The organism is Pantoea rwandensis (assembly GCF_002095475.1).
Classification (GTDB): domain Bacteria; phylum Pseudomonadota; class Gammaproteobacteria; order Enterobacterales; family Enterobacteriaceae; genus Pantoea; species Pantoea rwandensis.
Window position 1 is genome coordinate 157,185 of the sequence record NZ_MLFR01000004.1, and the last position, 18,318, is coordinate 175,502.

Annotated in this window: 16 protein-coding genes and 1 other annotated feature; of the genes, 12 read left to right on the top strand and 4 right to left on the bottom strand. The window is 52.9% G+C overall.

Features of this window, described 5'->3' with window-relative positions; translation table 11 throughout:
• Positions 1-164: 164 nt before the first annotated feature.
• Complete coding sequence (gene robA / locus HA51_RS07120) at positions 165-1,046, bottom strand: MDR efflux pump AcrAB transcriptional activator RobA (protein ID WP_084933784.1); 882 nt, start codon at positions 1,044-1,046, stop codon at positions 165-167.
• 194 nt (positions 1,047-1,240) lie between these two features.
• Between robA and creA the strand changes: the two genes are divergently transcribed.
• Positions 1,241-1,714, top strand: a complete 474-nt coding sequence (creA, locus tag HA51_RS07125; RefSeq protein ID WP_084933789.1) for a protein CreA — start codon at positions 1,241-1,243, stop codon at positions 1,712-1,714.
• Positions 1,715-1,762: 48 nt separating this feature from the next.
• Here the strand turns inward: creA and arcA are convergent, their stop codons facing one another.
• Positions 1,763-2,479 (bottom strand): two-component system response regulator ArcA, encoded by a 717-nt coding sequence (gene arcA / locus HA51_RS07130; RefSeq protein WP_084933793.1) that lies wholly within the window; start codon positions 2,477-2,479, stop codon positions 1,763-1,765.
• 610 nt (positions 2,480-3,089) lie between these two features.
• Between arcA and HA51_RS07135 the strand changes: the two genes are divergently transcribed.
• The 5 genes from HA51_RS07135 (at position 3,090) to thrC (ending at position 8,819) form a co-directional block, all read left to right on the top strand.
• Positions 3,090-3,779, top strand: coding sequence for a tRNA/rRNA methyltransferase (locus tag HA51_RS07135; RefSeq protein WP_084933799.1), 690 nt, complete (start codon positions 3,090-3,092; stop codon positions 3,777-3,779).
• A 202-nt stretch (positions 3,780-3,981) separates the two neighbouring features.
• Complete coding sequence (thrL, locus tag HA51_RS27780) at positions 3,982-4,053, top strand: thr operon leader peptide (RefSeq protein WP_425435705.1); 72 nt, start codon at positions 3,982-3,984, stop codon at positions 4,051-4,053.
• Positions 3,989-4,111 (top strand) — a sequence feature (Thr leader region). It overlaps the preceding gene by 65 nt.
• 26 nt (positions 4,112-4,137) lie before the next feature.
• Positions 4,138-6,600, top strand: a complete 2,463-nt coding sequence (gene thrA / locus HA51_RS07145) for a bifunctional aspartate kinase/homoserine dehydrogenase I (protein ID WP_084933807.1) — start codon at positions 4,138-4,140, stop codon at positions 6,598-6,600.
• 2 nt (positions 6,601-6,602) lie between these two features.
• The gene (thrB, locus tag HA51_RS07150) at positions 6,603-7,532 is read left to right on the top strand and encodes a homoserine kinase (RefSeq protein WP_084933930.1); all 930 of its coding nucleotides are present in this window, start codon (positions 6,603-6,605) and stop codon (positions 7,530-7,532) included.
• A gap of 3 nt (positions 7,533-7,535) precedes the next feature.
• The gene (thrC, locus tag HA51_RS07155; RefSeq protein ID WP_084933811.1) at positions 7,536-8,819 is read left to right on the top strand and encodes a threonine synthase; all 1,284 of its coding nucleotides are present in this window, start codon (positions 7,536-7,538) and stop codon (positions 8,817-8,819) included.
• 112 nt (positions 8,820-8,931) lie between these two features.
• Here the strand turns inward: thrC and yaaA are convergent, their stop codons facing one another.
• Complete coding sequence (gene yaaA / locus HA51_RS07160; protein WP_084933816.1) at positions 8,932-9,705, bottom strand: peroxide stress protein YaaA; 774 nt, start codon at positions 9,703-9,705, stop codon at positions 8,932-8,934.
• A gap of 213 nt (positions 9,706-9,918) precedes the next feature.
• On the opposite strand from yaaA, the gene tal reads away from it, so the two are divergent.
• The 6 genes from tal (at position 9,919) to nhaA (ending at position 17,755) form a co-directional block, all read left to right on the top strand.
• On the top strand, positions 9,919-10,872 hold the full coding sequence (gene tal / locus HA51_RS07165) for a transaldolase (RefSeq protein ID WP_084933821.1): 954 nt from the start codon (positions 9,919-9,921) through the stop codon (positions 10,870-10,872).
• 123 nt (positions 10,873-10,995) lie between these two features.
• Positions 10,996-11,583 (top strand): molybdopterin adenylyltransferase, encoded by a 588-nt coding sequence (gene mog, locus HA51_RS07170; protein WP_084933828.1) that lies wholly within the window; start codon positions 10,996-10,998, stop codon positions 11,581-11,583.
• A gap of 113 nt (positions 11,584-11,696) precedes the next feature.
• Complete coding sequence (locus tag HA51_RS07175; RefSeq protein WP_084933834.1) at positions 11,697-12,998, top strand: MFS transporter; 1,302 nt, start codon at positions 11,697-11,699, stop codon at positions 12,996-12,998.
• A gap of 212 nt (positions 12,999-13,210) precedes the next feature.
• Positions 13,211-15,121 (top strand): molecular chaperone DnaK, encoded by a 1,911-nt coding sequence (dnaK, locus tag HA51_RS07180; protein ID WP_084933838.1) that lies wholly within the window; start codon positions 13,211-13,213, stop codon positions 15,119-15,121.
• Between the two features lie 104 nt (positions 15,122-15,225).
• Positions 15,226-16,359, top strand: coding sequence for a molecular chaperone DnaJ (gene dnaJ, locus HA51_RS07185; protein WP_084933843.1), 1,134 nt, complete (start codon positions 15,226-15,228; stop codon positions 16,357-16,359).
• A 217-nt stretch (positions 16,360-16,576) separates the two neighbouring features.
• Complete coding sequence (gene nhaA, locus HA51_RS07190; RefSeq protein WP_084933848.1) at positions 16,577-17,755, top strand: Na+/H+ antiporter NhaA; 1,179 nt, start codon at positions 16,577-16,579, stop codon at positions 17,753-17,755.
• A gap of 182 nt (positions 17,756-17,937) precedes the next feature.
• Here nhaA and rpsT read toward each other — a convergent pair whose 3' ends face one another.
• Positions 17,938-18,201, bottom strand: coding sequence for a 30S ribosomal protein S20 (gene rpsT / locus HA51_RS07195; protein WP_034826107.1), 264 nt, complete (start codon positions 18,199-18,201; stop codon positions 17,938-17,940).
• Positions 18,202-18,318 lie beyond the last annotated feature (117 nt).

Genomic DNA, 18,318 nt, shown 5'->3' on the forward strand with positions numbered 1-18,318 from the left:
TTCGTAGGGCCGCAATGAATGCAATGCACACCCTGTGAAATCGTAGGGCCGCTATGAATGTGCACTCTGCGAAAATCGCACCGAACGTTGTAGGGTCGTCATTTATGGCGACCGGCGGGTAATGAAGCCAAAAAAAATGCCGTCATCATGACGGCATTTTCATATCAGCGGCTCTGCTGCGGACGAATCGGAATCAGATACTCGCAACGGATTTCCGTTGGCGGCTCGCTGCGTTTCTTACCGCCGTGGGTAAAGAAGCGCTCGATATCTTGACCCTGACGGCGCACCAGACCCAGTGTTGGCATGCAGGTGCCATACAGCAGCAAAATGAACTCCTGCAAAGCGCTGCGCGGGCCGTTGTAAGTGAACTGTACGTAGTCACCCGCTTCCAGAATCACGCTCTGATTCGACTGCATACTCAGTGCCTGTTGATCGGAAGGGACCGCAGTGGTGTACAGAATCTCCTGCTCATCATCCTTCTCATGGCTGGCTCGCACCTGATGCAGACCGTACAACACCGGGGGTACGGTGTCGGTTTCCAACAAGAACTGTTTCCAGAAATGAATGCGCATCTCATCGCGGTAGCTAGATATTTGTTCCAGCGTGCAGGTGTAACTCTGAGTTTGTCCGACCAACACCGTTTCCGGCAGCGTGACAAATTGGGCTTCCGGCATGTGGTGATCGTCAAGACGGATCGGCGGGCGAATGCCGAACGAATTCCACTCCGATGAGCGACGATACCAAGCAGGCGTTTGATTAAACTGTTTTTTAAACGCGCGGGTGAAGGTCTGCTGCGAATCGAAGCGATATTGCAAAGCGATGTCGAGGATTGGGCGGCTGGTGAGGCGCAGTGCCACAGCGGCTTTCGACAGTCGACGCGCGCGGATGTAAGCACCGATGGCGTGGCTCGTCACTTCCTTGAACATACGCTGTAAGTGCCACTTGGAATAGCCCGCTTTCAACGCAACATTATCGAGTGAAAGGGGTTGGTCCAGATGGCTCTCCAGCCAGACAAGCAAATCGCGAATGATACCGGCTTGGTCCATAAAACATCCTCATAACTCTCTGGTGGCGCAACTATGAAGTCGTCGAATAATAGCACGAAATGCACAAAAGCGTGGGGGCGGTTTGTCAATCGGCTGTGCTAAATCAATGCGGGTTACAACCCGTTTAGGTTTGGTTCCGGGTTCGATTGACAGTACATTACAGTTTCATCTATTCGATTGCCAATGGTAACTCAATGACAATAACTCGCATTCTTATAATCACGCTTGCAACTTGTATCTTCAGCGCGGGCGTCCAGGCCGAGGAAGTTGGCTCGGTTGACACGGTATTCAAGATGTTTGGTCCCGACCATAAGATCGTGGTGGAAGCCTTCGATGACCCCGACGTAAAAAATGTAACCTGTTATATCAGCCGGGCAAAAACCGGTGGGATTAAGGGCGGATTAGGCTTGGCGGAAGACACTTCCGACGCGGCCATCTCTTGCCAGCAGGTTGGGCCTGTAGAGCTTAGCGATAAAATCTCGCAAGGCAAGGCGCAGGGTGAAGTGGTGTTCCAAAAACGCACTTCTTTGGTGTTTAAGAAGCTGCAAGTGGTGCGCTTCTTTGACCAGAAACGTCATGCTCTGGTGTATCTGAGCTATTCAGACAAAGTGGTAGATGGGTCGCCGAAGAACGCACTCAGTGCCGTGCCGATTATGCCGTGGCATTGAGGCATAAAAAAACGCCCTGATGGGCGTTTTTCTTTTACTGCAGCGAACTTAATCCTGCAATTCACCGCAGAAGCGGTAACCTTCGCCGTGAATGGTGGCGATAATTTCTGGCGTGTCCGGAGTGGACTCAAAATGCTTACGGATGCGGCGGATAGTGACATCCACCGTACGGTCATGTGGCTTAAGCTCACGACCCGTCATCTTCTTAAGCAAGTCCCCACGGGTTTGGATTTTGCCCGGGTTTTCGCAGAAGTGCAGCATCGCGCGGAACTCACTGCGCGGAAGCTTGTACTGCTCGCCGTTCGGGCTGATCAGTGAGCGGCTGTTGATATCCAGCTCCCAGCCGTTAAAGCGATAGCTCTCCACTGTGCGGCGCTCTTCACTTGGCATGGCCAGATTCATAGTACGCGACAATAAGTTGCGCGCACGGATTGTCAGCTCACGAGGATTGAACGGCTTGGTGATGTAATCATCGGCACCGATTTCCAGACCGAGGATTTTGTCCACTTCGTTATCACGACCCGTCAGGAACATAAGCGCAACGTTTGCTTGTTCACGCAATTCGCGCGCCAGCAGCAAACCGTTTTTACCTGGCAGGTTGATGTCCATGATGACCAGGTTGACGTCATTTTCCGTCAGAACCTGGTGCATCTCGGCACCGTCGGTGGCTTCATAGACCACGTAACCTTCCGCTTCAAAAATACTTTTGAGGGTGTTACGCGTGACCAGTTCGTCTTCAACGATAAGAATGTGCGGGGTCTGCATGTTTCGCTACCTAAAATTTGCCAACAAATCGAAAACAGGGCGTACGGTGGCTGCTAAACCTGTTCACGCAGAACAGTGTGCCTTGTGCAACCGGTGTACGAAATAATCTTCGGAATACACCATCCATCAACGTCAACTTCAGTGTTAGCTCAGCCAGTCAGGATGAATATTTGCGTGCCCCGTGGGTATCGGATTGGCACTTATCCTAACCGTATTAACAGCAACCTAACAGCACCAACAACAACCGATAAGCATAAAAACAACGCTTCGTTGACTTATATCAAATGCAAGTGTAGCACGTTAACACTTTTATGAAAAACTTCTCCAGGATTGCCAGCTTAGCTCACAAAAAGCAGCATTTTTGCTACATTTTGGCTGCATATTAGTAAAACTAAAAGCTGCAGGAAATAATATTTCAATGATATGAAAAATAATAGTTTTATATTAATTAAGCATGGAAATTTAGCTTATATCTGAAAAACTTATCTACTCATAACTTTTATACGCTTTTAACATCCTTAACATCTTATTTTCTCTTTACCCTGCGGTTGGTATTTTTGTCCCTGCATGCCAACATAGGGCGAGTTGTTAACAGTTCGATGGAAAAATCATGCATTTCCCCCTGATCCTTGTTTCACCTGCCCGCCCAGAAAATATCGGAGCGGCAGCCCGCGCGATGAAAACGATGGGTTTTAGTGAATTGCGCATCGTTGCCAGTGACGCCTGGCAAGATCCGGCCGCACGTCGTGTGGCGCACGGTGCTGGAGAAATCCTCGATAACGTTAAACCCTATGCCACATTGAGTGAGGCATTGGCGGACGTGGATTTCTCCGTGGCGACGACCGCACGCAGTCGCGCCAAGTTTCGCTACTACGCGACACCGACGCAGGTCGAAAGTATTTTGCAGGAGAAGCGCCAGTGGCTGAGTCGTATTGCGCTGGTATTTGGCCGTGAAGACAGTGGTTTGACCAATGAGGAGTTGGAGCAGGTGGACTTGCTCACCGGCATCCCGATGGCCAATGACTATCCTTCACTCAATCTGGGTCAGGCTGTGATGGTCTATTGCTATCAGCTTTCGGCGTTAAACCAGGTGGCGGTTGAGCAGCATGAAGTGGCCAATGAACATCAGTTGCAGGCGCTACGTGAACGCTTCCATCAGTTATTAGTGAAGCTGGATGTCAGCGATGATGCCAAAATGGCGGACTGGATTGACCAACGTATTGGGCTGTTGGAGCAGCGCGATAGCGCCATGCTGCATCGCCTACTGCACGATGTAGAAAAAAAACTTATAGATAAATAGTCGGTGAATATCGGTTTTAATAGTGGCAGATCGGGAAATAGGGCGATCTGTCGAACGATCCCGATATGGTTTACCCGCAGAAACCGAACTCTGCGCAGCCGCCCTCAAACCGCGGCTAAGACAAATTCGTTGACTTAACGTGCGCTTTGCTTTACTTCTGGAAGGCAGACGGACAAGACAAAGACAGACAGAAAAAATCTCAATGCGTAATCACAGCCTGAACATCACAATTATTATTACCACCACCATTACCACAGGTAACGGTGCGGGCTGACGCATACAGGAAAAACAAAGAAAAAAGCCCGCACCTAAACAGTGCGGGCTTTTTTTTCGGCAAAAATTCAGGAGAGCTTCAATCATGCGAGTGCTGAAATTCGGCGGAACCTCAGTAGCCAATGCGGAACGTTTTCTCCGCGTGGCAGATATTCTGGAAAGCAACGCGCAACAGGGACAGGTTGCCACCGTGCTCTCTGCGCCAGCGAAAATCACCAATCATCTGGTGGCGATGATTGAGAAAACCATTAGCGGCCAGGACGCACTGCCGAATATTAGCGATGCCGAACGTATTTTTGCCGACCTGCTGCAGGGACTGGCGGACGCACAACCGGGCTTCGATTACGATGGACTGAAAACCCGCATTGAGCTGGAGTTTGCCCAGCTCAAGCAGGTACTGCACGGCATCAGCTTGCTGGGCCAGTGCCCGGATGCGGTGAATGCCGCCATTATCTGCCGTGGTGAGAAGCTCTCTATCGCCATCATGGAAGCGCTACTGCAGGCGCGCGGACATAAAGTGACGGTGATTGACCCGGTGGAGAAACTGCTGGCTGTCGGACACTACCTCGAATCCACTGTCGATATCGGCGAATCCACCCGCCGCATCGCGGCCAGCCAGATCCCTACCGATCACATGATCCTGATGGCCGGTTTCACTGCCGGTAACGAGAAGGGAGAATTAGTGGTGCTGGGCCGTAATGGCTCCGACTACTCGGCAGCGGTGCTGGCAGCTTGCTTGCGTGCCGACTGTTGCGAGATCTGGACTGACGTAGACGGCGTCTATACTTGTGACCCGCGTCAGGTACCGGATGCGCGACTGTTGAAGTCGATGTCCTACCAGGAAGCGATGGAGCTCTCTTACTTCGGCGCAAAAGTGCTGCATCCTCGCACGATCGCGCCGATTGCCCAGTTCCAAATTCCTTGCCTGATCAAAAATACCGCCAACCCGCAAGCGCCTGGCACCTTAATCGGTGGTGAAGGCGAGTTGGATGAGAACCCGGTGAAAGGCATCACCAACCTGAATAACATGGCGATGTTTAACGTCTCTGGCCCTGGCATGAAAGGCATGGTCGGCATGGCGGCGCGCGTGTTTGCGGCGATGTCACGTACCGGTATCTCTGTGGTGCTGATCACCCAATCCTCCTCTGAATACAGCATCAGCTTCTGCGTACCGCAGAGCGAGCAGGCGCGTGCGCGCCGCGTATTAGAAGAAGAGTTCTATCTGGAGTTGAAAGATGGCCTGCTGGATCCGCTCGATGTACTGGAGCAGTTGGCCGTGATCTCGGTGGTCGGCGATGGTATGCGCACCTTGCGCGGCATCTCGGCCAAATTCTTTTCCGCGCTGGCTCGCGCCAACATCAACATCGTCGCGATTGCGCAGGGCTCCTCTGAGCGCTCCATCTCGGTGGTGGTAAGCAATGATGAAGTCACCACTGGCGTTCGCGTGGTGCATCAAATGTTGTTCGCCACCGACCAGGTCATCGAAGTGTTTGTGGTGGGTGTGGGCGGTGTCGGCGCGGCGTTGCTGGAGCAGCTGCATCGTCAGCAGGCGTGGCTGAAAGAGAAACATATCGACCTGCGCGTGTGCGGCATCGCCAATTCGCGCGCGCTGTTAACCAACGTGCACGGCATCGATCTCAGCAACTGGAAAGGCGCACTGAGCGAAGCCAAAGAGCCGTTCAATCTTGGTCGTCTGATGCGTCTGGTGAAGGAGTATCACCTGTTGAACCCGGTGATTGTGGACTGTACCTCAAGCCAGGCGGTGGCCGATCAGTATGCTGACTTCCTTGCTGAAGGTTTCCACGTGGTGACGCCTAACAAGAAGGCCAACACCTCATCCTGGAACTATTACCAGCAGATGCGTGCGGCAGCCGCCAAGTCGCGCCGCAAGTTCCTGTACGACACCAACGTCGGTGCCGGTTTGCCAGTGATCGAAAACCTGCAAAACCTGATGAACGCCGGTGATGAGCTGATCAAATTCTCCGGTATCCTTTCAGGTTCTCTCTCCTTTATCTTTGGCAAACTGGATGAAGGTGTCTCGCTGTCAGAAGCGACCAAAATGGCGCGTGAGATGGGCTTTACCGAGCCAGACCCGCGTGACGACCTGTCAGGCACTGATGTGGCGCGTAAGCTGTTGATTTTGGCGCGTGAAGCGGGCCATCAGTTGGAGCTGAGCGATATCGAGATCGAGCCACTGCTGCCGGCTGAGCTGACCGACATCGCTGACGTTGAACAATTTATGGCGCGTCTGCCGGAACTGGATGATGCCTTTGCCGCCCGCGTTGCGAAAGCACGTGATGAAGGTAAAGTGTTACGCTTCGTCGGCGCCATTGAAGAAGGCGGCGTTTGCAAAGTGAAAATTGATGCGGTGGACGGCAACGATCCGCTGTACAAAGTGAAGAACGGCGAGAACGCGCTGGCGTTTTACAGCCGCTATTATCAGCCGATCCCGCTGGTTCTGCGTGGATACGGTGCAGGGAATGATGTCACAGCGGCCGGCGTCTTCGCCGATCTGCTGCGTACACTGTCGTGGAAGTTGGGAGTTTGATGATGGTAAAAATTTATGCACCGGCCTCGATTGGTAACGTCAGCGTCGGCTTTGATGTGCTGGGCGCGGCGGTTTCGCCGGTGGATGGCACCCTGCTGGGTGACTGCGTATCCGTGGAAGCGGCAGACAGCTTCAGCCTGGTGAATACCGGGCGCTTCGTCAGCAAGCTGCCGACCAATCCGCAAGAGAACATTGTTTATCAGTGCTGGGAACGTTTCTGCCAGGCGATTGGTAAAGAAGTGCCTGTCGCTATGACGCTGGAAAAGAACATGCCGATTGGTTCAGGCTTGGGTTCCAGCGCCTGTTCAGTGGTCGCGGGTTTGATGGCGATGAACGAGTTCTGCGGCAAGCCCTTAAATGATACTGAACTGCTGGCACTGATGGGCGAGCTGGAAGGGCGAATCTCTGGCAGCGTGCACTATGACAACGTTGCGCCTTGCTTCCTCGGCGGTGTACAGCTGATGATTGAAGAGAACGGTATCATCTCACAGGATGTGCCGTGCTTTGACGACTGGCTGTGGGTGATGGCCTACCCAGGCATTAAAGTCTCAACTGCTGAAGCACGCGCGATTCTGCCTGCGCAGTACCGCAAAGAGGATGCCATCAAACATGGTCGCCTGTTAGCGGGCTTTATTCACGCCTGCCATACCCGTCAGCCGCTGCTGGCAGCTAAACTGATGCAGGACGTGATTGCAGAACCTTACCGCACCAAGCTGCTGCCGGGCTTCGCCGAAGCGCGCCAGGCGGCTGCCGATATCGGCGCGTTGGCTTGTGGTATTTCGGGCTCCGGTCCGACACTTTTCGCCGTTTGCAACGAGATGGCAACGGCACAGCGGATGGCAGACTGGCTGAGCCAGCACTATCTGCAGAACGATGAAGGCTTCGTCCATATCTGCCGTCTTGATACGGCTGGCGCACGTAACTTGGGATAACGCATGAAACTCTACAACCTTAAGGATCACAACGAGCAGGTTAGTTTTGCTCAGGCCGTTAAACAGGGCCTCGGCTCGCAGCAAGGGCTGTTCTTCCCGCTCGAACTGCCGGAATTTGAACTGACCGACATCGATGCGATGCTGGAGATGGATTTCGTCAGCCGCAGCAGCAAAATTCTCTCTGCTTACATTGGCGATGAGATTGCCGCGCACCAGCTGGCTGAGCGCGTGAAAAACGCCTTTGCCTTCCCAGCGCCAGTGGCGAAAGTCAGTGACGATGTGGCGTGTCTTGAACTATTCCACGGCCCAACGCTGGCGTTCAAAGACTTCGGCGGCCGTTTTATGGCGCAGATGCTCTCTTATGTTTCGGGTGCTGATGAGCAAATCACCATTCTGACCGCAACCTCAGGCGACACCGGTGCCGCTGTGGCGCATGCCTTCTACGGCATGGAAAACGTGCGTGTGGTGATTCTGTATCCGCAGGGCAAAATCAGCCCGTTGCAGGAAAAGCTGTTCTGTACGCTGGGCGGCAACATTGAAACCATCGCGGTGGAAGGCGACTTCGACGCCTGCCAGGCACTGGTGAAGCAGGCGTTTGATGATGAAGAGCTGAAGAAGGCGATTGGCCTGAACTCGGCTAACTCGATCAACATCAGCCGTTTACTGGCGCAGATTTGCTACTACTTCGAAGCGGTAGCGCAACTGCCGCAAGAGAAGCGTAACCAGTTGGTGGTTTCCGTACCAAGCGGTAACTTCGGCGACCTGACCGCAGGTTTACTGGCTAAATCACTCGGTTTGCCGATCAAGCGTTTCATTGCGGCAACTAACGCCAACGACACCGTGCCACGTTTCTTGGGCAACGGCGAATGGCAGCCAAATGCCACTGTGGCAACCTTGTCGAATGCGATGGATGTTAGCCAGCCAAACAACTGGCCGCGCGTAGAAGAGTTGTTCCGCCGCAAAACCTGGCGCCTGACCGATCTGGCTTACGGTGCGGTATCGGATGAAACCACTAAATCTACCATGCGCGAGCTGGCAGAGATTGGCTACATTTCAGAGCCGCATGCGGCGATTGCTTACCGTCTGCTGCGCGATAACTTGCAGGAAGGCGAATATGGCCTGTTCCTTGGCACCGCGCATCCTGCCAAGTTCAAAGAGAGCGTGGATGAGATTCTGGGTCAGGAACTGCCGCTGCCACCAGAACTGGCAGAGCGCGCTGAGCTGCCGCTGTTGTCGCACAATCAGAAAGCCGATTTTGCTGAACTGCGTAAGTTTTTGCTGAAATAAAAATAGATTGGCTGGCATCTCCAGCCAATGCTCTCATGTGGCGGTGCGATTTATCGCGCGTTTTGCTAAGGCAGAAGCGCGATGGATCGCGCAGCTACAGATTTCGTTAACCTTATTGCTCGCGGCGCTTAAACACCAACTCGTTACCCTTGCTCTCGTCAGCCGCAAAGAAGTAGCCATCCACATCAAACTGTTTCAGTTGCTCTGGCTTGCTTAGGCGGTTCTGAATCACATAGCGACTCATTAATCCCCGCGCTTTCTTAGCATAGAAACTGATCACCTTAAATTTGCCGTTCTTTTCATCGAGGAATACTGGCTTGATCAACTCACCGTTCAGCTGCTTCGGCTTAATCGCTTTGAAGTACTCATCGGACGCGAGGTTGATCAGTACCTCATCGCCTTGCTCGGCCATCGCCTCATTCAGCTTCTGCGTCAGTAAATCGCCCCAGAAACCGTAAAGATCTTTCGCCGCTGGATTGGTCAGCTTGATGCCCATTTCCAGACGGTAAGGCTGCATCAAATCCAGCGGACGCAGCACGCCGTATAAACCTGACAGCATGCGCAGGTGCTGTTGGGCAAAATCGAAATCCGCTTCACTGAAGGTTTCGGCCTGTAAGCCGGTATAAACATCGCCTTTAAAGGCCAGAATCGCCTGACGTGCATTATCCAGCGTGAAGGGCGGCTGCCATTGGTTAAAACGCTCAGCGTTCAGGTGGGCAAGTTTGTCGCTAATGCTCATCAGCGAACCAATCTGCGCCGGTGAGAGATCGCGCGCAACATCGATAAGCTGTTGTGACTTTTCTAACAGAGTTGACTGCGTAAAGCGCTGTGTCGCCAGCGGGCTTTCAAAATCCAGTGTCTTCGCTGGCGAGATAACCATCAGCATCGTGTTTGTCCTTGTTGACCCGCCTGTTTACAGGGGAATAGTGGGAATTAAGCTGCGACGAGTGTAGCAAAAAAGCTGTGCGGATCGGCAAATCGCTCCCATTTGTTGACGCTATCGTAATGGGGCACTTCGTGATGTTGCGCACGGACTCGTGCGTGATATTATCGCAACAGCCTTTTACACCCTGACAGTCAACCTAAGAGAAAGAGAACCATGACGGACAAACTTACTTCCTTGCGTCAGCTGACTACTGTGGTCGCCGACACCGGTGATATCGCGGCCATGAAGCTTTACCAGCCGCAAGATGCGACCACCAACCCTTCTTTGATCCTCAACGCCGCTCAAATCCCTGAATACCGCAAACTGATTGACGAAGCCATTACATGGGCACGTCAGCAGAGCAGCAACAAAGAAGAGCAGCTGGCACTGGTTTCTGACAAGCTGGCCGTCAACATTGGTCTGGAAATTCTGAAACTGATCCCAGGCCGCATCTCCACCGAAGTTGACGCACGTCTCTCTTACGACACCGAAGCGAGCATCGCTAAGGCACGTAGCCTGATCAAACTGTACAACGATGCGGGCATCAGCAACGACCGTATTCTGATCAAACTGGCTTCAACCTGGCAGGGTATCCGTGCTGCTGAGCAGCTGGAAAAAGAAGGCATCAACTGTAACCTGACTCTGCTGTTCTCCTTCGCGCAGGCACGTGCTTGTGCTGAAGCGGGCGTGTTCCTGATCTCGCCATTCGTGGGCCGTATCCTCGACTGGTACAAGCAGAACACCGATAAGAAAGAGTACGCGGCACACGAAGATCCAGGCGTGGTGTCTGTGGCGGAAATCTACAATTATTACAAACAGCACGGTTATGAAACTGTAGTAATGGGTGCGAGCTTCCGTAACGTCGGCGAAATCATTGAGCTGGCTGGTTGTGACCGTCTGACCATCTCTCCAAACCTGCTGAAAGAGCTGGCTGAAAGCGAAGGTGCGGTTGAGCGTAAGCTGAGCTACACCGGTGAAGTGAAAGCGCGTCCTGCGAAAATGACCGAAGCTGAGTTCTTCTGGCAGCACAACCAGGACCCTATGGCCGTGACCAAACTGGCTGAAGGTATCCGCAATTTTGCCATCGATCAGGGCAAACTTGAGAAGATGATCGCCGAACTGCTGTAAGGTGATTGACCGTGGCGGCAGCTGTCGCCACGGTTTTACGCTTTTCCCTCGACTCCGCTTTGTATTATCCTCTTTGCATCCCCCTTAATTTGCCGCCTTGCGGTCAACCACAGCGATAACTCAATGGATACTTTGCGTATTGGATTAATTTCCGTTTCCGATCGTGCTGCTAACGGCATCTATCAAGATCAGGGCATTCCGGCACTGGAAAGCTGGCTCGCCGCCGCGCTCACCACACCGTTTGAAATCGAAACCCGCTTGGTGCCCGATGAGCAGCCGATGATTGAGCAGGCCATCTGTGAGCTGGTCGATGAGCTGTTCTGTAACCTGGTGTTGACCACCGGCGGCACCGGCCCAGCGCGTCGCGACGTCACACCCGATGCCACTTTAGCGGTCGCGGATCGTGAAATGCCGGGCTTTGGCGAACAGATGCGCCAAATCAGTCTGCAATTTGTGCCAACGGCGATCCTTTCGCGTCAGGTGGGGGTGATCCGCAAACAGTCGCTGATTCTCAATCTGCCAGGCCAACCTAAATCCATCCAAGAGACGCTGGAAGGGCTGAAAGCAGAAGATGGCGCAGTTAAAGTGCCGGGTATTTTTGCCGCTGTACCCTATTGTTTACAGCTACTGGAAGGGCCTTATGTGGAAACCAATCCCGAGGTGGTAGCAGCATTTCGCCCGAAAAGCGCCCGTCGTGAGACAAACCTCTGAAAATCATTCTTTTCACGGATAAAATCTAGCGGTACTGGTGTGGCGAAATATTGACGGTATAGTAACTCCAGCTTTACAACTATTCTGACTTTGCCTCTGGATACCGCACGATTATGGATGCACACACAACGCGTCGACTTAACGGACAGGATTATAAAACTCTGTCGCTGGCTGCCCTTGGCGGGGCGCTGGAATTCTACGATTTCATTATTTTTGTTTTCTTTGCTGCTGTCATCGGCGAGTTATTCTTCCCGCCAGATATCCCAGAGTGGCTGCGTCAGGTGCAAACTTTTGCCATCTTCGCCGCCGGTTATCTGGCGCGTCCACTGGGCGGCATCATCATGGCGCACTTTGGTGACAAAGTCGGGCGCAAGAAGATGTTCAGCCTTAGCATTCTACTGATGGCGCTGCCGACACTGGCGATGGGCGCACTGCCGACCTACGCCAGCATTGGTATCGCGGCACCAATATTAATGCTGCTGATGCGTGTGCTGCAGGGCGCTGCCATTGGTGGAGAGGTGCCGGGTGCGTGGGTCTTCGTGGCGGAACATGTGCCGGAAAAACGCATCGGCTTTGCCTGTGGCACGCTGACTGCCGGGTTAACTGCCGGGATTTTACTCGGCTCGCTGGTGGCGACAGTGCTAAACACCACACTTTCACCGGCTGCGATTCGCGATCACGGCTGGCGTATTCCATTCTTCCTCGGTGGGCTATTCGGCTTGCTGGCAATGTATCTGCGCCGCTGGTTACATGAAACGCCGGTGTTTAAGCAGATGCAACAGCGTAAAGCACTGTCTGACAAGCTGCCGCTGCAAACCATCCTTGCCAGCCATAAGCGTGGCATTGTGATTTCGATGCTGCTGACCTGGTTGCTCTCGGCCTGCATTGTGGTGGTGATCCTGATGGCCCCCACGCTGATGCAAAAACAGCATGGCATTCCAGCGGCATTGAGCCTGCAGGCGAATAGCGTCGCCACCATTATGTTGCTGATCGGCTGCGTCGTCGCTGGCTGGCTGGTGGATCGACTTGGTGCGGCACGTACGCTGATGGGCGGTTCTTTGCTGCTGGCCATTTTCAGCTGGAACTTCTTCCATCAATTGGGTGGTTCACCAGAGATGCTGTTTGTCTGGTATGGACTGGCGGGATTGAGCGTTGGGGTAGTGGGCGTGGTGCCGTTTGTGATGGTCAAAGCGTTCCCGGCGGCGGTGCGCTTCACCGGTATTTCCTTCTCTTACAATGTGGCCTATGCGATTTTCGGTGGCCTGACGCCCATCAGCGTGACGTTAATGATGCAGCTGACGCCGATGGCCCCAGCGTGGTATGTGCTGGCGTTGGCGCTGATTGGCCTGCTGGTTGGACTCTGGTTGCAGAGTGAAAAGCAGTACGAATCCATACTGAATCAAGTGAATGTTTAATCAAAGGCGCGTAAGCGCCTTTTTCATTTCCGCATTTTTTTAAAATTATTTTAGTTTTAACCCTTGATGCGCTCTGAAGCGGCCCCATTTAGTTGTCATCGAGTGATGTCAGGCAGTAAAAAAAGCCTGTCACTGCAGTTGAAAAAGGCCAGCTTGGCCGCACATCTGCTAACAACGCTAATTGACAAAGAATTTAAGTGGGAGACGTTTAGATGGGTAAGATTATTGGTATTGACTTGGGTACAACCAACTCATGTGTTGCGGTTATGGATGGTGGTAAAGCACGTGTGCTTGAAAACGCCGAAGGCGATCGCACCACACCGTCAATCATTGCATATACACAAGATGGCGAAACTCTGGTCGGTCAGCCGGCTAAACGTCAGGCGGTGACTAACCCGCAGAACACCCTGTTCGCGATCAAACGCCTGATTGGCCGTCGTTTCCAGGACGAAGAAGTGCAGCGTGATATCAAAATCATGCCGTACAAAATCACCGGCGCTGATAACGGTGATGCATGGCTGGACGTAAAAGGCCAGAAAATGGCACCACCGCAGATCTCTGCAGAAGTGCTGAAAAAGATGAAGAAAACCGCGGAAGATTTCCTCGGTGAAGCAGTAACCGAAGCGGTTATCACCGTTCCAGCTTACTTCAACGATGCGCAGCGTCAGGCGACCAAAGATGCCGGCCGTATCGCGGGTCTGGACGTAAAACGTATCATCAACGAACCTACCGCAGCGGCACTGGCTTACGGTCTGGACAAAGGTCAGGGCAACCGCACTATCGCGGTATATGACCTGGGTGGTGGTACTTTCGATATCTCTATCATCGAAATCGATGAAGTTGATGGCGAGAAAACCTTCGAAGTGCTGGCAACCAACGGTGATACCCACCTGGGTGGTGAAGACTTCGATAGCCGTCTGATCAACTACTTAGTTGCTGAGTTCAAGAAAGACCAGGGCATCGATCTGCACAACGATCCACTGGCCATGCAGCGCCTGAAAGAAGCCGCTGAGAAAGCTAAAATTGAGCTGTCTTCTGCACAGCAGACCGACGTTAACCTGCCATACATCACGGCGGACGCGACCGGTCCTAAGCACCTGAACATCAAAGTGACTCGTGCGAAACTGGAATCACTGGTTGAAGATCTGGTGACCCGTTCTATCGAGCCACTGAAAGTTGCACTGCAGGACGCTGGCCTGTCTGTTTCTGACATTAACGACGTGATCCTCGTCGGTGGTCAGACTCGTATGCCAATGGTTCAGGCCAAAGTGACCGAGTTCTTCGGTAAAGAGCCACGTAAAGACGTGAACCCGGATGAAGCGGTTGCTGTTGGTGCTGCGGTTCAGGGCGGCGTGTTGGCGGGTGAAGTAAAAGACGTTCTGCTGCTGGACGTGACTCCGCTGTCGCTGGGTATCGAAACCATGGGTGGCGTGATGACTTCGCTGATCAGCAAGAACACCACCATCCCAACCAAGCACAGCCAGGTGTTCTCGACCGCTGAAGATAATCAGTCTGCCGTGACCATCCACGTGCTGCAGGGTGAGCGTAAGCGTTCAGGTGATAACAAATCTCTGGGCCAGTTCAACCTCGATGGTATCCAGTCTGCACCGCGCGGTATGCCGCAGATCGAAGTGACCTTCGATATCGATGCCGATGGTATCCTGCACGTGTCTGCGAAAGACAAAAACAGCGGTAAAGAGCAGAAGATCACCATCAAAGCTTCTTCAGGTCTGAACGAAGAAGAGATCGAAAAAATGGTGCGTGACGCAGAAGCCAACGCCGAGTCTGACCGTAAGTTCGAAGAGCTGGTACAGACGCGCAACCAGGGTGACCAGATTTCTCACAGCACCCGTAAGCAGTTGGACGAAGCCGGTGACAAACTGTCTGCTGAAGACAAAGCACCGATCGAATCTGCACTGACTGAGCTGAACATTGCGCTGAAAGGCGAAGACAAAGCGGAAATCGAAGCCAAAATGCAGGCGTTGATGGAAGTTTCAAGCAAACTGATGGAACTGGCACAGCAGCAAGGCCAGGCGGGCGCAGCAGACGCTGGCGACGCTTCAGCGAAGAAAGATGACGATGTTGTCGACGCTGAATTCGAAGAAGTTAAAGACAAAAAATAATTGCCCCTGACCGGGCGCGACGGCTGGCCTGACAGTCGTTGAAACCAGCACGGGCGTAGGAGATCTCTCCACGCCCGTGCGATCATGTTAAGGGCAGAACAAATATGGCTAAGAGTGATTTATACGAGATCTTAGGCGTCTCTAAATCCGCAGATGAGCGTGAAATCAAAAAGGCCTATAAGCGCCTGGCGATGAAATACCATCCGGACCGTAATCCGGACAACAAAGAAGCCGAAGCAAAATTCAAAGAAGTTAAAGAAGCTTACGAAATTCTGACCGATGCGCAAAAACGCGCGGCTTACGACCAATACGGTCATGCAGCCTTTGAACAAGGTGGTATGGGCGGTGGCGGCGGCTTTGGCGGCGGCGGTGCGGATTTCAGTGATATCTTTGGCGACGTATTTGGCGATATTTTTGGTGGTGGCCGCCGTCAGCGTGCTTCCCGTGGTGCCGATTTACGCTACAACATGGAGCTGTCGCTGGAAGAAGCGGTACGCGGCGTGACCAAAGAGATCCGCATTCCAACGCTGGAAGAGTGCGATGTCTGCCACGGCAGCGGCGCGAAAGCGGGAACCAAGCCGCAGACGTGTTCGACCTGTCACGGACAGGGCCAGGTGCAGATGCGCCAAGGCTTCTTCACCGTACAACAGGCATGTCCAACCTGTCACGGTCGTGGCTCAGTGATCAAAGATCCTTGCAACGCCTGTCATGGCCATGGTCGTGTCGAGCGCAGCAAAACGCTGTCAGTGAAAATTCCAGCAGGCGTTGATACCGGTGACCGTATCCGTCTGAGCGGTGAAGGCGAAGCGGGAGAGCACGGCGCTCCAGCAGGCGATTTGTACGTTCAGGTATCGGTGAAGAAACACCCGATCTTTGAGCGTGAAGATAACAACTTGTACTGCGAAGTGCCGATTAACTTTGCCATGGCGGCATTGGGTGGCGAGATTGAAGTGCCGACCCTTGATGGCCGTGTGAAGTTGAAAGTGCCGTCTGAGACCCAAACAGGCAAACTGTTCCGCATGCGCGGTAAAGGTGTGAAATCAGTACGTGGCGGCGCGGTCGGCGATTTGCTGTGCCGTGTGGTGGTGGAAACCCCTGTCAGCTTGAACGACAAGCAGAAAGCGCTGTTACGTGAGTTGGAAGAGAGTTTTGGTGGCCCGAGCGGTGAGAAAAACAGCCCGCGCTCTAAAAGCTTCTTTGACGGCGTGAAAAAGTTCTTTGACGATTTGACGCGTTAATTCAGTCAGTTGTTAACAGGAAAGCGGAGAGGAGACTCTCCGCTTTTTTTATGCCTGCTCGCAGCGGAAGCAGCATGATTCATTGCCCATTATTAACAGAATCGCAATAAATTGCGCAGATATAGGTTTATTCATATTCTTGCTCGGCTTTTGAGCTTTAAACGAGATGGTTCCGCCGCTAAACTACCGGGCGACATGTCCCTACTCAGGAGGAGTTGTGAACAAACCCCGTAGTATTCGAAGCTTACTGAAAAGCTTCATTGAGAGCGATGCCAGCACCGGTATCGTGCTAATTCTGGCAGCGGTCGCTGCGATGATTCTCGCCAACAACCCGTCTACTGCTGGCGGCTACCAATCTTTCTTGGCCGAACCGGTACAGATTCGCTTTGGTGCGCTGGATATCAGCAAAAACCTGCTGCTGTGGATTAACGATGCCATGATGGCGCTGTTTTTCCTGGTGATTGGCTTGGAAGTGAAGCGTGAATTGATCACGGGTGAGCTTGCCAGTCGTGATCGTGCCATTTTCCCGGTGATTGCTGCGCTGGGTGGCATGGTAGCACCCGCATTGATTTTCCTGTTCTTCAACCATGGCGATCCGATTGCACGTAATGGCTGGGCGATTCCAACGGCCACTGACATTGCCTTTGCGCTTGGCGTGTTAGCACTGCTGGGCAGCCGGGTGCCAACGGCGTTGAAGGTATTTTTGATGGCGCTGGCGATTATTGATGATCTCGGCGCTATTGTGATTATCGCGCTGTTTTACACCAGCGATCTTTCCGTGTTGTCACTCAGTGTGGCAGCGGGGGCAATTGTCTTACTGGCAATTCTGAATCGCTGCGGCGTGCGTAACATTGCCGTTTATATGCTGGTGGGCATCGTATTATGGACGGCGGTGTTGAAATCTGGCGTGCATGCCACGCTGGCGGGGGTGGTAGTTGGCTTCTTTGTACCGTTAGAAGAGAAGGAAGGGCACTCACCGGCCGAGCATCTGGCACATGGTCTGATGCCGTGGGTGAACTGGCTGATCCTGCCGCTGTTTGCCTTTGCTAACGCCGGTATCTCCCTAAGCGGTATTACCTTTGGCGATGTGCTATCGCCAGAGCCGCTGGGCATCATTCTGGGGCTGCTAATTGGTAAGCCTTTGGGTATCACGCTATTTTGCTGGCTGGCCGTGAAGTGGCGGCTGGCAGTATTACCGAGTGGCACCACAATACGCGATATCATGGCGATAGGCGTGCTGTGTGGCATTGGATTCACCATGTCGATATTTATCAGCTCTCTGGCCTTCGATGCGGCGCATGAGCAACTGGTGACGTTCTCGAAACTGGGGATTCTGAGTGGATCGCTACTGTCAGCGGTGATTGGCTATACCCTGTTAAGGGTGAAGTTGCGCTAAAGCAATGGAGCGCTGCTGGATAATCTTTGGCCGCCATTAAGGGTAATGGCGGCCTACAAGGTTTAGTAGGATGCCCGATGATGCGCCTGTGAAAACAGCTTTACGCGCAGCCCCTGAATTGCAGGCATAAAAAAACCGGCTAAGCGCCGGTTCTTTCGACAAAGCGAAAACCTAACAGGCGATTAAGCCAGTTTGGTGATCTGAGCAGCCAAGTTTGCTTTATGGCGTGCAGCTTTGTTTTTGTGGATCAGACCTTTAGCAGCCTGACGGTCCACGATTGGTTGCATTTCGTTGAATGCGTTCTGCGCAGCAGCTTTGTCGCCTGTTGCGATAGCCGCGTATACTTTCTTGATGAAAGTACGCATCATTGAACGGTTGCTTGCGTTATGCTTGCGACGTTTCTCAGATGTTACGGCGCGTTTCTTAGCTGATTTGATATTAGCCAAGGTCCAACTCCCAAATGTGATCTATATGGACAAATCAAAGGCCGAGGACTATGCCTTTTGCGCCTTCTTTTGTCAATGGATTTGTGCAAATAAGCGTCGTTTTAGCAACGGCGCTTG

What these genes read in the sequence shown, in the direction of transcription:
- thrC (WP_084933811.1), top strand. Translation starts at nt 7,536, where the DNA reads ATGAAACTCTACAACCTTAAGGATCACAACGAGCAGGTTAGTTTTGCT.
- creA (WP_084933789.1), top strand. Translation starts at nt 1,241, where the DNA reads ATGACAATAACTCGCATTCTTATAATCACGCTTGCAACTTGTATCTTC.
- thrB (WP_084933930.1), top strand. Translation starts at nt 6,603, where the DNA reads ATGGTAAAAATTTATGCACCGGCCTCGATTGGTAACGTCAGCGTCGGC.
- dnaK (WP_084933838.1), top strand. Translation starts at nt 13,211, where the DNA reads ATGGGTAAGATTATTGGTATTGACTTGGGTACAACCAACTCATGTGTT.
- mog (WP_084933828.1), top strand. Translation starts at nt 10,996, where the DNA reads ATGGATACTTTGCGTATTGGATTAATTTCCGTTTCCGATCGTGCTGCT.
- arcA (WP_084933793.1), bottom strand. Translation starts at nt 2,479, where the DNA reads ATGCAGACCCCGCACATTCTTATCGTTGAAGACGAACTGGTCACGCGT.
- HA51_RS07135 (WP_084933799.1), top strand. Translation starts at nt 3,090, where the DNA reads ATGCATTTCCCCCTGATCCTTGTTTCACCTGCCCGCCCAGAAAATATC.
- robA (WP_084933784.1), bottom strand. Translation starts at nt 1,046, where the DNA reads ATGGACCAAGCCGGTATCATTCGCGATTTGCTTGTCTGGCTGGAGAGC.
- thrA (WP_084933807.1), top strand. Translation starts at nt 4,138, where the DNA reads ATGCGAGTGCTGAAATTCGGCGGAACCTCAGTAGCCAATGCGGAACGT.
- yaaA (WP_084933816.1), bottom strand. Translation starts at nt 9,705, where the DNA reads ATGCTGATGGTTATCTCGCCAGCGAAGACACTGGATTTTGAAAGCCCG.
- HA51_RS07175 (WP_084933834.1), top strand. Translation starts at nt 11,697, where the DNA reads ATGGATGCACACACAACGCGTCGACTTAACGGACAGGATTATAAAACT.
- tal (WP_084933821.1), top strand. Translation starts at nt 9,919, where the DNA reads ATGACGGACAAACTTACTTCCTTGCGTCAGCTGACTACTGTGGTCGCC.
- dnaJ (WP_084933843.1), top strand. Translation starts at nt 15,226, where the DNA reads ATGGCTAAGAGTGATTTATACGAGATCTTAGGCGTCTCTAAATCCGCA.